Origin of the sequence: Moorena producens 3L, from assembly GCF_000211815.1 — a bacterium.
GTDB classification, from domain to species: Bacteria; Cyanobacteriota; Cyanobacteriia; order Cyanobacteriales; family Coleofasciculaceae; genus Moorena; species Moorena producens.
Genome location: NZ_GL890825.1, coordinates 88,118 through 101,460 on the forward strand (window position 1 = coordinate 88,118; position 13,343 = coordinate 101,460).

A 13,343-nucleotide genomic window follows, 5' to 3' on the forward strand; every position below is an offset into this window, starting at 1 on the left:
CAAAATTGATCATTGAGCCATTCTCGTCAGGTCACTGACCAAGCTAACTGGATCCTCAAGATTACCGATTACGTTTGTACCAATTACTTTTGGTGTCGCACTTCTACAACGGTGTGAACATTACCCCGTGGGTTAAAATCCCCCTTGATGGTGACTTCTTCGGGGTTACAGGCGGCTACGAAGTCATCTAAAATTTGGTTGATACTCTCTTCGTGGGAGATGTAGCGATCGCGGTAGGTATTGATATACAACTTAAGGGCCTTTAGTTCTACCACCAGTTCATTGGGAACGTAGGTAATGTAAATCGTGGCAAAGTCCGGATAACCTGAAAAGGGGCATTTACAAGTAAACTCCGGTAAGGTGATGTTAATGTGATAGGGACGACCGATACGGGGATTGGGAAAAGTAATAAGTTTTGCTTGGGCAATCTCCTGTTCACCGTATTTAATCTCGGGTGTGTCTACTTCTGGTGATGCTTGTTCCTGGGTAAAGGAATTACTCATTGGTTTTGCTAGGATTAGAAACGATTTGAGGAATTTCTAGGATGGGATTCCCAGTCAGGACAATCTTCTGTGTCCCAACCATAGGGATGCATAGCACAGACTAATAAATTTCCACCGTAGGCTTGACCGTGATAATGACGGCAACCTATGCAAGCGGGATGTTTCTGTGAGGATGGTGTCACGGAATCAGGAAAATCCTCGTCTGTTTCACTGACCATAACCTCAAAGTCAAAATAAATCTCAACAAACGGTTCAACAATCTCTTGCAAACACTGGTCAATTTCCGCACCAAGGGCATTGTCTATCTCATTGGCAAACTCCTCAACCACCTCACTGACACCCTCGAAGAACTCATCGACCATATTAGCCACTGATTCGAGGGTTTCAAAAATACTTTTAGACCAATCATCTTCCATGGTAAACATTCACTCAAAAACCATCATGTGCTCAACCCCTGTTGTTGTCCACAAATTAATTATAAGTGCTAGATAAGTGCTATAAGTTAGCGCTTTAGCCGACGCAATTCTTCTTGCATAGCTTGCACCTGCTGGCGTAGTTTGTCAACATCCTGCTCTTCGGGTGGTGCTGATTCTTCTTCCTCATCAGTAATAATCTCAATCCGGCGCGGCTCAGGTTTAGGATCATTAGGGTTAGCTTGAGAGGATTGCTGTTGCCCCTGTTGCACTAAATCTTCAACCAGTTTACGGGCTTCCTCGGTAGTCATCTCCCCTTTTTCTACCAGTTCATCTACCAGTTTCTGAGCTTGACCTCGCACTTCTGACAAGGTTCCCCCAGCTCTCTCCCCTGCAGCAGCAGCTATACCGACGCCTAGATAAAACGCTTTTTGAACCAAATTTCCAAAACCAGCCATGAACACTGATACTCCCAGAGTTATCGTAATACTCTATGATTCCAGGATAGGAGTGAAATCCCACTTTGCCCACCAAAAAATAGCGGTAAGGGGGCGGACGACTATACCGGTTAGGGTTAGCGTCCGGGGAATTACCGCCAACAAATTTTTCGAGCGGTAGCGAGTCGATTGTTTAAAATCTGTATTCATAGCCGTCCGCTCGCTGAATGGTTTTTAGGTATTTCGGATGCACGTCAAAGCTCTTCTTGATGCAGTCGCGAGTGGGGGAAACCTCCTTTGGCCGACTGCATCGCTTTTCTAATGTGCTCAACTTAAAGCTCGGCCTAAAACGAATTGCGATTCGCCCCGTATGCTGTCCCGCGTACTTTCCTTTAGGAATGTCGGCTTTGACCAAGTCCCCCGTTTGAAATCCCATAAAGAACTTCTGTGAGGGAGCGTGCCCTAATGGAAAGCCATAGCGATCGGTTCGACAGCGCTGCCGCCTTCCGTGACCTTTGGCTTTGGCGATCAGAGGTTTGACCCCTTTCAGGAATAGTCTTTCGGGAGTAGAAGCCCCAACGCAAGCCGCATCCGCCCAGTGGGTTTTGGCAATACCCCGGAGTTTACGGTTGAATTTAGTCTGACCGCCAGAGCCCATTTCTACTGGCAATCCGATTGCTTTGAGTCTCCTAAACAATTCCCATCGGCTCGTATTAACCGCTGCTGCATCTTTCAACGGGACTAATGCTTTCGCTAACACCCGCTTTAATACCATGGGTTTCTTTTTGAGGAACACCTCGACAGGCTTGTTGCCCTTGGCTTGATTGCAAGAGCGGCAAGCTAGGGTTAGGTTGCTCACTCGGTTCGACCCCCCCTTGCTTAAGGCTCGGATATGTTCGATTTCGAGCGGGGTTCCCTCAGTGCCGCAATAAGCGCATTTTCTGCCCCATTTTTGAAGTAAATATTCCTTCACTTCAAAACCGAACAGTTCTCCTCGCTGGTACTCAATGCCGCTAATTTCGAGGTTCTGCATCTTCTGCATGTCGAATCTCACTAACTCTTGAGAAAGTGCAGTGATAGGACATACCTTTAGAATCCGACTAACCCAGGTTTCGACGTTCGCGATCCGACTTTCAAGGGATGGTGGGAGCCAGCCTTCTGAGCGAGTCCGGTTAAGAAACCTTCGCTTGCGATACCGGAGTTTTCGACTGCGTCGCCCCCGTCTTAACTGTCTACGAGAGTCAAGAGCGTTCTTAATTTGCTGTCCTCGGTGTTCTATCTCCAAAGCATTAGTCACCCGTCCGGTCTGCTCTTGAACTACAGCCATACCCGTAGTTTTGGAACCTGGATCAATTTTGCATCGGTGGGGATGGGTCAGTGAATGTTTGACCGTCCTGTCTAGTAGGACGATCGTAAATGGGTAACGCTTGAACACCTTAGCGCGTCCCGTATTGAGTAATTTTCTTGCCCGCGCCGGATGGCAGGGGTCTAGGGGTTTGAGGTTTTTATCTAGAACAAAAGTGTACATTACTGCACGTCTCAATTTCTTGGTAAGGTTTGCCTCGACGGTGTTAGTGCTCGGTACTTTCCGAATAACACTGGCTTTCCCGTATGGCCTGTTTAATTACCCGGTTGTAGAGCTTGGAACTGGCACGCATCCCAAGGTACGAACTTTAACTCTTGGCACTAACGGCTGCTAGATTTTTCTAGCCGTCTGGTCAACAAGCTTTATTCAAGCCCACACTGTACCCGTTAGGGTCAGTGTGCGGTAGTTGACTCGACTTAAGGTAGACGGACTTAGGGGTCAGGAGGACTACAATAATACTATACAATGCAATACCTCCCTAAGGCAGAAATCTGTTGAGTTGATGAATAAAGTTGTCGTTGGCTTGTCTGGCGGGGTAGACAGTTCCGTAGCTGCCGCCACCCTCTATCACAAAGGATACGAAGTTGTAGGATTGACCCTTTGGTTAATGAAAGGCAAGGGTCAATGCTGCTCTGAGGGAATGGTCGATGCAGCGTTTATCTGTGAACAATTAGGAATTCCCCACCACATTGTGGACAGTCGCGATGTTTTTCAGGAAAACATTGTGGATTACTTAGTCTCGGGTTACCAATCTGGGATTACTCCACTCCCCTGTTCTCAGTGCAACAAAGCAGTAAAGTTTGGTCCGATGCTGAGCTATGCCCATCAGACATTGGGGATTGATAAAATAGCCACAGGTCACTATGCCCGGATTACTTATGATGCTGAATGCGATCGCTATCAATTGCGGCGAGCAATAGACTTGACAAAAGACCAGTCATACTTCCTGTATGACTTGACTCAAGACCTGTTGGCGGCTTCCCTATTTCCTTTGGGAGAACTTAAGAAAACGGAAACGCGACGCCTGGCTGCTGAGTATAATCTCAAGACTGCTGATAAACCAGAAAGTCAGGACTTGTGTTTAATTGAATCCCACGGTTCCATGCAGAAGTTCCTGGACAAGTATATTTCCCAAACCACAGGTGACATCGTGGACTTGGATGGAAATGTGGTAGGGCAACATCAGGGAATTCACCACTACACCATTGGACAACGGAAAGGGCTAGGTATAGCTGCTCCCAATCCCTTGTATGTGATTGCTCTGGATGCAGCCAGGAATCGGGTAATTGTAGGGGAACGCCACCAAGCTACCCAAGCTGAATGTACGGTTCATCGGGTCAATTGGGTATCGATTCAGCAACCTACTGTTCCGATTCGAGCTTCTGTGCAAGTTCGCTATCGCTCACCTGCTGTACCTGTGAATGTGATTCCTCTAGAAGGAAATCGGATCAGATTAGTGTTCTATGAAGCACAATTCAGCATCACCCCAGGACAGGCTGCTGTTCTGTATGACGGGGAGCTGGTGCTCGGAGGTGGCATTATTGAGCAGCTACCAGAGAAAATAGCCAATGGCAAATTGCTTGAAGGTTGAAGTTTGAAGGTTGAAGGTTGAAGGTTGAAGGTTGTTCGGCCAAGGCGATTCGGTGTAGGGTAGGTTGTTCGCGTAGCGTGGCCGAAAGGCCAAGGTTAGTGGACAGTTAAATCAACTAGTGACCTTGACGAAAGCCGATTGCCATGGTAGTAATATACCTAAGCATTCAGCTATCAGCTAATGGGCTACGCGAACGCTACACCGAACAGCTTTTGAAGAAAACAGTTAAACATTCGTTTAATGTTACTAAAGCCCCAGGTTTGGAGCCTGTGTCACAAAGCTGACCGCTGACTGCTGACCGCTGAATGCTTACAATAATAGACTACCAATTGGTGTCAGAGTAGAGATTAATCGTCAGCTGTTCATAACCTGCAGGTACAGCAGTGATACAAGAACAAACAGTCGGTCCATTTTCTATATCTACCTCACAGGCATGACAAGAACCCATCAGGCAACCTGTGGCAATGAACACACCAGCACGTTCAGCCACTAGAAGGATAGGTTCTCCAACTTCGGCCTCAATTGTCACATCATCTGGTAGAAAGCGAACGCTTACACTCATGTTTGATTAGTCATTTCATTTGTTAGTTTTTTATTGTTAATTTTAGTTAATTGTTTAATTTTTAATTTATAATTTCCCTTAACGATTTTCCAGTTTCCATTTTCAATTCTCAAGTTTACTTTTTACTTGTGAAAAAACTCATCTGATAGTTAACGGTCTAAGACCTTAAAATCGGGGTTAAATCAAGATGAGATTCGATAGTATCAGCCAGTGAATTCAAAAGCGCTTCTCGTTGTTCCCGATAGTTGACAACCCCAGTAGGGAGAGAAGGTAGCCCTCGTCTGGAGCGCAGTTGATTCAACCAGGCACGTCGCCAAGGACTATTGTCAAACATTCCATGGAGATAGCTGCCCCAAATTGATTGATTCACGTCAACAATGCCCAAACCATGGTCATCGAATAAAGCTCGATAAGCAGATTTATTGTCTCCCATCTCCGCCTCAAGCAGTCGCGAACGCCCCTGATGAATTTCGTAACCGGTAATCGGTAAGCCAACTTGAGGATAATTTGATGTCACCATCCGTTGACGGGCAACTTTACCAGTGGTAATCAAGGTTTTTAAGGGCAACAAGCCTAATCCTGGATGACGTCCCTGTTTACCTTCTAAGCCATCAGGATCAACTAGGCTTTTGCCTAGCATTTGAAATCCCCCACAAATTCCCAAAATTGTCCCACCTGAGGCAGCATAGTTTTGAATTTGCTCAGCCATGCCACTTTTTTGGAGTACCATCATGTCCGCAATGGTAGTTTTTGTCCCTGGGAGAATAACTGCATCTGGATATCCCAAGGTTTCATTTGGTGACAGATATTTCAAAAAGACGCTGGGTTCAGCTTCCAGGGGGTCAAAATCAGTAAAGTTAGAAATTCGAGGTAAACGAATGACTACGATAGTGACTTCCTTATTGGACTTGTTCCTGGTGTTGCGATCTAGTAAGTCAAGGGAGTCTTCAGCAGGGAACAGTATATCAATCCAGGGAATAACTCCAACTACAGGAATACCAGTGCGTTCTTCTAACCATTTTATCCCTGGTTCGAGCAGCGATCGCTGACCCCTAAACTTATTAATCACGACACCTTTAATCAAAGCTCTCTCCTCTGGTTCGAGCAGTTCGAGAGTACCGATTACCTGAGCAAAAGACCCTCCACGGTCAATATCTACCACCAGCAAGGTGGGAGCTTTGAGGTACCGCGCCACTCGCATATTGGTCAAGTCGCGATGCTTGATATTAATTTCTACTGGGCTACCAGCTCCCTCACACACGACTAAATCAAACTCATTGGTTAAACGTCGCAGTGATTCTTCAATCACCTGCCAACCCTTATCAAAGTACTTTTCGTAGTACTCCGCAGCACTAACCTTCCCTACGGCTTTACCCATAAGAATCACCTGGGAGGTCATGTCACCCTGGGGTTTGAGTAAAATTGGGTTCATTTCCACACAGGGAATGACACCTGCAGCCCAAGCTTGTACTGCTTGGGCATGTCCAATTTCTCCACCATTGGGTGTAACATAGGCATTTAGAGCCATGTTCTGACCCTTAAAGGGACAGACACGCCAGCCTTGTCGCGATAGAAGGCGACATAGAGCTGTGGTTATCAAGGATTTTCCTGCGTGGGATGTAGTACCCACCACCATAATCGCTTTCATAATTCAGGGTTAGGGCGTCAGAACTAGCCTAGATGATCAATAAATTTAGATATCACCCTGTCACCAACTTGATTTAAACCGACAATCTTAGCCAGCGATTCAAGGTATGATCGAGTCGATCTGATAATGAGGGTGGAGGTAAGGTTTCTCCAAGCCGTTCCCACTTTTCTAACAACTGACGACCCAAAGGTGTCAATCGAAAACTATCCGTAATTCCCTGACCGTCTACTTCTCGACGTAATACACCCACTTGAATCAACCACATTAAATCGTTTTCTACTGCCAATTCAGACCTAGGGCGCGTTGTGTAGTTTTTCTCGACACCTTCAAGACCTACTATAGATAAGAGTGGAACACTGCTAGAACGCATCGCTGCCAATAGAGGCATCCGGAATGGCAAACAGCGCATTGCTTGCTCTGCACGCTTAGTAGTTCGGTCAGGATATTGAATAGGCTGGCTACCTTGAGACTGAATTGAAGTTCTTGCCACAGTTACTAAATCTCAGAACTATACTGACCGCCGATTATCTCTATATTAAGGTTTTTTTGACTTTAGAGGCCAACCTATTGTAATTTACTCTAGAAATTTTTGAATTTACTCAAGACCTAGGGCAAACTGGGCAACAAGCGTGCTTATGTATAATGGTGCTTACAGAAAAGGCACCCTAAAAGTCAAGTTACTACGTAAGTCGTATTACTGTAAACTTTATACATAAGTTCAGTATATTTTTATAGGAAACCAAAGTTATGGCTCTTCAAGTTGGCATGGATGCACCAGCATTTACTGTCAAAGACGACGAAGGCAATACCGTTTCACTGTCGGACTTTGCGGGAAAAACTGTAGTGCTTTATTTTTACCCCAAAGACGATACTCCAGGGTGCACCAAGGAAGCCCAAAGCTTTCGGGATAACTACACTGAGTATCAAGGTAAAGACATGGTGGTACTTGGGGTCAGTATGGATGATGAGGCATCCCACAAACAATTTAAGGAAAAGTATGGTCTGCCTTTCACCCTGCTAGCGGATACGGATGGCGCAATTACCAAGGCTTATGATGTAGATGGTGGCGGTTACTCCAAGCGTGTAACCTACATTATCAACGGCGAGGGCAAAATTACTCACGTTGATGAGACGGTAAAAACCGCTACCCACGCTCAAGATATCTTGGCAGCCATGGGCTAAACAAAGTCAAAACCATCAAACTTCGTCTAAATTTTTTTGAATTTGGGCGAAGTCGTCACTATTTATTTAATCCCTATATATCTAATTTAGAAACTAACTCATCCCCTTAGTGCTGGAGCTGTTAGGTCCCTGTGAGAATCCTGCTAGTAGAAGACGATGAAGGTATTGCCAAAGTAGTAACGGCAGCGCTAGCTAGTCAACATTATCAGGTTGATCTAGCTACAGATGGGGATGAGGGGATAGCACTAGCAGAGATACTTAAGTATGACTTGATTTTGCTAGATTGGATGCTTCCCAAGCTCACTGGGATTGACTTGTGCAAGCAGCTGCGAAACGCACGCGATCGCACTCCAATTATCCTCCTGACTGCCCAAGACACCAGCACTAACAAAGTCGAAGCTTTAGACGCAGGAGCAGATGATTATTTAGTCAAGCCCTTAGACATACCTGAATTATTAGCCAGAATTCGAGCAGTGCTGCGCCGCAGCAGCACCCCCCTACTGCCGGTGCTGGAGTGGGGATTGCTCCACCTTGACCCCAGTAACTGCCAGGTCAGCTACGATCAGGAACTCTTGCATCTGACACCTAAGGAGTATGGTCTAGTAGAGCTGTTTTTACGGAACCCCCACCGCATCTTTAGCCAAAGTTTCCTGCTAGATAATCTGTGGTCTTTTGAAGAACCCCCTACAGAAAATGCCGTTAGAGCTCATATCAAAAGTTTAAGGCGGAAACTCAAGCAAGCTGGAGCCAAAAATGATTTAATTGAAACTGTCTACGGCTTGGGGTATCGGCTCAGACAACCCCCTGAGGAAGGTTCAGCTCAAACAAAGACTGAGAAAAACAAAGGCAAAAAAGTAGCTAAAAAGACACCATCTAACCTCAAACAATCAAAGAGCAAGAGTGATAGTTCCGTTTCCCCATTCCCTAAGGCTCAATCCCAAGAACCAAAGCAATCAGGATTAAGTGCTATTTGGGAACAGCAGAAGTCAAACTATATCAAGCGGATCAATGTATTGGAGCAGTTGGTGACGGCTTGGCGAGATGGTGACGACTGCGGAAAATTGGAACAGGAGGCTTTACGGGAGGCACACACCCTAGCTGGTTCCCTCGGTAGCTTTGGTTTTGATCAAGCTTCTCTCAAATCCCGTGAGATTGAGCAGATATTGAAATCTGCGAAAAAAGTTAGCAAAGAGACCATAGCACATATGTCTCAACTAGTGGTAGAACTAGGAGAACAACTAGAGACAGAGCCTAACCTTCCAAAACCTAGTCAAAGTAAACCACTCTCCACTTTCCACTCCCCATTCCCTATTTCCCACTCCCCACGACTACTGATTGTGGATGATGATTTAACACTAGCGCAAGGGTTAGCTTCAGAGCTAGCAGCCTGGAAAATGGAGGTTGAGGTGGCCGCTGATATATCTCAAGCCAGAAAAGCAATTGCTCGTAACCGCCCTGATGTGGTACTGCTAGACTTGTGTTTTCCTGACTCAGCGGGAAATGGTTTAGAGCTGTTAGCAGAACTGAAAACAACTCAGCCCCCTGTGCCTGTGGTAGTACTTACGGTTAAAGAGAGTTTTGCTGAACGAGTCAGAGTGGCTCGTTTGGGGGGAAGGGGTTTTCTTCGGAAGCCTGTAGCCCCCCAAAAGGTGATGGATGCGATCGCTAAAGCGTTGCAACAATCTGGTTCACCACAGGCAAAGCTATTGATTGTTGACGATGACCCTCAAATCCTGGATCAGCTACGCACTGTGCTAGAACCTTGGGGATTTCAGTTGACTTTGCTAAACGATCCACAACAGTTCTGGGAGACCATAGAGCAGTGTACTCCCGATTTACTGATTTTGGATGTGCAAATGCCGGAATTTAGCGGTATTGACTTGTGTCAGGTGGTACGCAATGACCCTCGCTGGGCTGAGTTACCCGTGTTGTTTCTCTCCGCTGCTCAAGATGCTGAAACTGTGCAGCAAGTGTTTATGGCCGGGGCTGATGATTACGTACAAAAGCCAATAAGAGCCCCAGAGCTATTGGCTCGCGTGTTGAATCGGATTGAGCGCAGCCAACTAAGACTTAGAATGGTAACACAGAAGAATCGGATCTGATCAGATAAATCAATAACCCTGATTAGTTAGTGGACATAGAATTTGGAGATCGTACATATTAGAGTTGATCACATTAAAGTTGATCACATTTTATTCACAGTTGATGGTTAACGGTTGACTGTCAGCAATCATGTCAATTGTCAACCTAATTATGATCAATTTCTTTGACTATATCTTATTGGCCGAAACCTTTATTTCCCAAAGTAACTGCTACCTTGGGCAGCCTAACGTAATCTGGCTACACCTGATCAGTGATGCTCTCATTACCCTAGTCTACTATGTGATTCCTATACTGCTAGTGTACTTGATCACCCAGCGGCAGAATCTGCCTTTCAAGGGACTCTTGATTTTGTTTGGGGCGTTTATTATTTGCGGTGGCACCACTCACCTGATGGAACTATGGACTGTTTGGGATCCAGCTTACTGGCTATCAGGCTCTATTAAAGCAATTACAGCTATAGTTTCTGTATACACTGCCATAAAATTATACTCTATTCTACCTCGAATCCAAAATTCACCTAGTCTGGCTGGACAAGAGCCGCTCAACCAGGAGCTAAAATCTCAAATTGAAGAGTGTATTTTGGTAGAGCAATCCTTACGGAAACGTGAGCAACGCTGGCAATTAGCACTACAGGGAGCTAATCAGGGAATTTGGGACTGGAACCCTAAAACCAATGAAACCTTTTTCTCCAGCCGATGTAAGGAAATGCTGGGGTATGATGAAAACTACGACATCGGAAACTATAACCATCAATGGTGGACACACATCCATCCCGATGATGTAGACCAGGTGATCAAAGCCATGGAGGATCACTTAGCCCAGAAAACCTCCTATTATGTTCAAGAGTATCGCTTACACTGCAACGACGGCAGCTACAAATGGATTCTTGACCAGGGACAAGCACTGTGGGATGAAGCAGGTGATCCAGTGCGAGTGGTTGGCTCAATTACCGATATTAGCGATCGCAAGCAGACAGAAGAAGCATTGCAAGAAAATGAAAAGGCGCTAAAGTCCAACCAAGAGCGGCTCGAAGCAATTATGAGTTCTCTTCAAGACGTGGTGTGGTCAGTATCACTCCCTTCTGGGATACTGCGCTATGTTAATATAGCCTTCGAGCAAGTTTACGGTCGCCCAACTTTCGAGCTATTCAGCGATCAAGACAACCTCTGGCGACAGTTTATTGTCCCAGTAGACCGTGATCGTGTTGAGAAGGCATGGCGAGCTGTTCAAGAAAACCGTCGTGAATCGTGGGATTTAGAATATAGAATTCAGCTCAGTAATGGAGAAATTCGCTGGCTGAACGATCGCGCTCATGTGGTTATCCGTGATAATGGCACCTCTGTACATCTTCACGGCATCACTACGGATATCACCAAGCGTAAACAGCAAGAAGCTGAACTGCAACAACTCAATCGAGAATTAGAAATTAGGGTTCAACAGCGCACAGCTGCTTTACTCGAAAGCGAACAACGATTCCGCTCGTTGTTTGAATCTGCCCCAGATTTTATCCATATCTTAGATACTCAGGGCATGATTGAGCAAGTCAACCCCGCTGTTATCCAGCAGTCCGGTTATTCTGAATCAGAATTGATCGGTAATCGGTTAGAAGAGTTCTTTACCCCCAGATACCAAAACATTTGCCAGCAAGAGTTTCCAGTTTTACTGGAGCAGGGAACCCATCGTCAAGAAATTGAGTTTGTCTGCAAAAATGGCACTGTTCTTACCACAGACTCCTCCTGCTCAGTGGTTCATGATACCCAAGGAAACATTAGTTATATCTTAGTGTTGCAGCGAGATATTAGTTCACGCAAACGATTTGAAGAAGAACGTACCCAGTTAATTGCTAGTTTACAGGAATCAGAGCGACGGTGGCGCAGCCTTCTCGAAAATGTGCGACTGGTGGTGGTGGGACTAGACCGACAGGGTAAGGTGGAGTATGTCAATCCCTTCTTCCTAGAATTGACTAAGTACACAGCAGCAGAAGTTTTAGGCAAGGACTGGTTTGAAAACTTCCTACCCAATTCCCAGCAACAGTCAGTACAGCAATACTTCCAGGACATCCTAGATCCAGACTTTCAATCCCACTATCAGCACTCGATTCTAACTAAGTCAAAGCAAGAAAAAATTATTGCTTGGAATAATACCCTACTCCAAAATGTCCAAGGAGAGGCAATTGGCACCATGAGTATTGGGGAAGATATTACCGAGCGCTACGCTATTGAACGGATGAAAGATGAATTCACCTCCGTGGTCAGCCACGAACTCCGTACCCCCTTAACCTCGATTCATGGTGCCTTGAACCTGTTATCAACTGGTCTAATTCAACCTCAGTCTGAACGAGGACAGCGTGTGATTGGCATTGCCGCTGACAGTGCTGAGCGTTTAGTGCGACTAGTTAACGATATTTTGGAACTCGAACGTCTGGAATCTGGTAAGATCCGTTTGTCGAAGCAGCCAGTGAATGCAGCTGAGTTGATGGTTAAAGCTGTTGATCAGGTGCAGGTGATGGCTAATCGAGCTGGGATTAAATTGGAAGTCTCGCCCCAAGCCATTGAATCTGAGATTGAATTCGAGGCTGATAGCGATCGCATTATTCAAGTCATAACCAATTTACTTAGCAATGGGATTAAATTTTCAGACAGAGGTTCTAGTCTATGGTTAACAGTGGAACTGCAACACCCAGAGGAACTAGAAACCACCTCACCCCTTGACCCAAACAGTGCCACTATCTTATTTACTGTTAAAGACCAAGGTAGGGGAATTCCTGCTGACAAACTTGAAAGCATATTCGGGCGTTTTCAACAGGTTGATGCCTCCGATGCCCGTAAAAAAGGAGGGACGGGTTTGGGGTTAGCGATTTGCCGTAATATAGTGGAGCAGCACGGAGGAAAAATCTGGGTTGAGAGTACTGTTGGTGAAGGCAGCAGTTTTTATTTTACCTTACCACAACAAACAGCAGCAGCAGCAGAAGGTGATCACCATGACAACTAAGCGCATTTTAGTGATTGATGATGATGATGGGGTTCGAGAAATCATCCAATTTTCTCTAGAAGCAGCAGCAGGGTGGGAAGTGTTGACAGCTGCTTCTGGTAAAGAGGGATTAGCTAAGGCTGAGGCAGATCAGCCTGATGCTATTCTGCTAGATGTCATGATGCCCGAGCTGGATGGACCGGCTACCTTTCGACAGTTACAAGCTAATGCAGTAACGGCGGATATCCCAACAATTTTGCTAACCGCTAAAGCTAGGAGCAGCGAGCAAAAGCAGTTTCTAGATTTGGGGGTAACTGGAGTTATTACCAAGCCGTTTAAACCTATGGAATTGGTCGAGGAAATCCAAGGGATTCTTAATTGGCTCGATTGACTCATCGAAGTGTTAGGTTTTATTAAAACTCCCAAACCTGCAGCAAATCATAAGGAACTTGATTAGGATTAATTGCTGGTAAATTAGTCTGCTTATTAAGCTTACCCTGTGATTAATTGCTGCAACAAAGTTAATAACTCTCATTTTCGTGAAAGCGATCGCTTTGACTTGCGCCAC

General features: G+C 45.6%; 13 protein-coding genes. 5 read left to right on the forward strand and 8 right to left on the reverse strand.

Annotation, left to right across the window (positions count from 1 at the left end; genetic code table 11):
* Window positions 1–83: 83 nt before the first annotated feature.
* The 4 genes from queF to iscB form a co-directional block, all read right to left on the reverse strand.
* Window positions 84–503: a preQ(1) synthase gene (gene queF, locus LYNGBM3L_RS03250; protein ID WP_008179051.1), complete on the reverse strand. Its 420-nt coding sequence runs from the start codon at window positions 501–503 to the stop codon at window positions 84–86.
* A gap of 14 nt (window positions 504–517) precedes the next feature.
* Window positions 518–928 carry a hypothetical protein gene (locus tag LYNGBM3L_RS03255; protein WP_008179052.1) on the reverse strand — a complete coding sequence of 137 codons (411 nt, stop codon included), beginning with the start codon at window positions 926–928 and terminating at the stop codon, window positions 518–520.
* A 77-nt stretch (window positions 929–1,005) separates the two neighbouring features.
* Window positions 1,006–1,374, reverse strand: coding sequence for a phasin-related domain-containing protein (locus tag LYNGBM3L_RS03260; RefSeq protein ID WP_008179054.1), 369 nt, complete (start codon window positions 1,372–1,374; stop codon window positions 1,006–1,008).
* A 172-nt stretch (window positions 1,375–1,546) separates the two neighbouring features.
* On the reverse strand, window positions 1,547–2,881 hold the full coding sequence (gene iscB, locus LYNGBM3L_RS03265) for an RNA-guided endonuclease IscB (RefSeq protein WP_008179056.1): 1,335 nt from the start codon (window positions 2,879–2,881) through the stop codon (window positions 1,547–1,549).
* Between the two features lie 340 nt (window positions 2,882–3,221).
* On the opposite strand from iscB, the gene mnmA reads away from it, so the two are divergent.
* On the forward strand, window positions 3,222–4,310 hold the full coding sequence (mnmA, locus tag LYNGBM3L_RS03270; protein ID WP_008179058.1) for a tRNA 2-thiouridine(34) synthase MnmA: 1,089 nt from the start codon (window positions 3,222–3,224) through the stop codon (window positions 4,308–4,310).
* Here the strand turns inward: mnmA and LYNGBM3L_RS48325 are convergent.
* The 4 genes from LYNGBM3L_RS48325 to LYNGBM3L_RS03285 form a co-directional block, all read right to left on the reverse strand.
* The gene (locus LYNGBM3L_RS48325; protein WP_267871977.1) at window positions 4,269–4,403 is read right to left on the reverse strand and encodes a hypothetical protein; all 135 of its coding nucleotides are present in this window, start codon (window positions 4,401–4,403) and stop codon (window positions 4,269–4,271) included. The two genes, mnmA and LYNGBM3L_RS48325, sit on opposite strands and share 42 nt — an antisense overlap.
* Before the next feature lie 229 nt (window positions 4,404–4,632).
* Window positions 4,633–4,872 (reverse strand): 2Fe-2S iron-sulfur cluster-binding protein, encoded by a 240-nt coding sequence (locus tag LYNGBM3L_RS03275; protein ID WP_008179060.1) that lies wholly within the window; start codon window positions 4,870–4,872, stop codon window positions 4,633–4,635.
* Window positions 4,873–5,029: 157 nt separating this feature from the next.
* A complete protein-coding gene (cobQ, locus tag LYNGBM3L_RS03280; RefSeq protein WP_008179064.1) occupies window positions 5,030–6,520 on the reverse strand; it encodes a cobyric acid synthase CobQ in 1,491 nt (496 codons plus the stop codon).
* 73 nt (window positions 6,521–6,593) lie between these two features.
* Window positions 6,594–7,010: an Npun_F0494 family protein gene (locus LYNGBM3L_RS03285; RefSeq protein ID WP_008179066.1), complete on the reverse strand. Its 417-nt coding sequence runs from the start codon at window positions 7,008–7,010 to the stop codon at window positions 6,594–6,596.
* A 257-nt stretch (window positions 7,011–7,267) separates the two neighbouring features.
* On the opposite strand from LYNGBM3L_RS03285, the gene LYNGBM3L_RS03290 reads away from it, so the two are divergent.
* The 4 genes from LYNGBM3L_RS03290 to LYNGBM3L_RS03305 all read left to right on the forward strand — a co-directional run bounded on the left by LYNGBM3L_RS03290 (window position 7,268) and on the right by LYNGBM3L_RS03305 (window position 13,166).
* On the forward strand, window positions 7,268–7,702 hold the full coding sequence (locus tag LYNGBM3L_RS03290) for a peroxiredoxin (protein ID WP_008179068.1): 435 nt from the start codon (window positions 7,268–7,270) through the stop codon (window positions 7,700–7,702).
* 131 nt (window positions 7,703–7,833) lie between these two features.
* Complete coding sequence (locus LYNGBM3L_RS03295) at window positions 7,834–9,804, forward strand: response regulator (protein ID WP_008179069.1); 1,971 nt, start codon at window positions 7,834–7,836, stop codon at window positions 9,802–9,804.
* Window positions 9,805–9,955: 151 nt separating this feature from the next.
* Complete coding sequence (locus LYNGBM3L_RS34620; RefSeq protein WP_161603121.1) at window positions 9,956–12,796, forward strand: PAS domain S-box protein; 2,841 nt, start codon at window positions 9,956–9,958, stop codon at window positions 12,794–12,796.
* Window positions 12,786–13,166, forward strand: a complete 381-nt coding sequence (locus tag LYNGBM3L_RS03305; RefSeq protein ID WP_008179073.1) for a response regulator — start codon at window positions 12,786–12,788, stop codon at window positions 13,164–13,166. Before LYNGBM3L_RS34620 ends, LYNGBM3L_RS03305 begins: the two co-directional genes overlap by 11 nt.
* The last annotated feature ends 177 nt before the right edge of the window (window positions 13,167–13,343 follow it).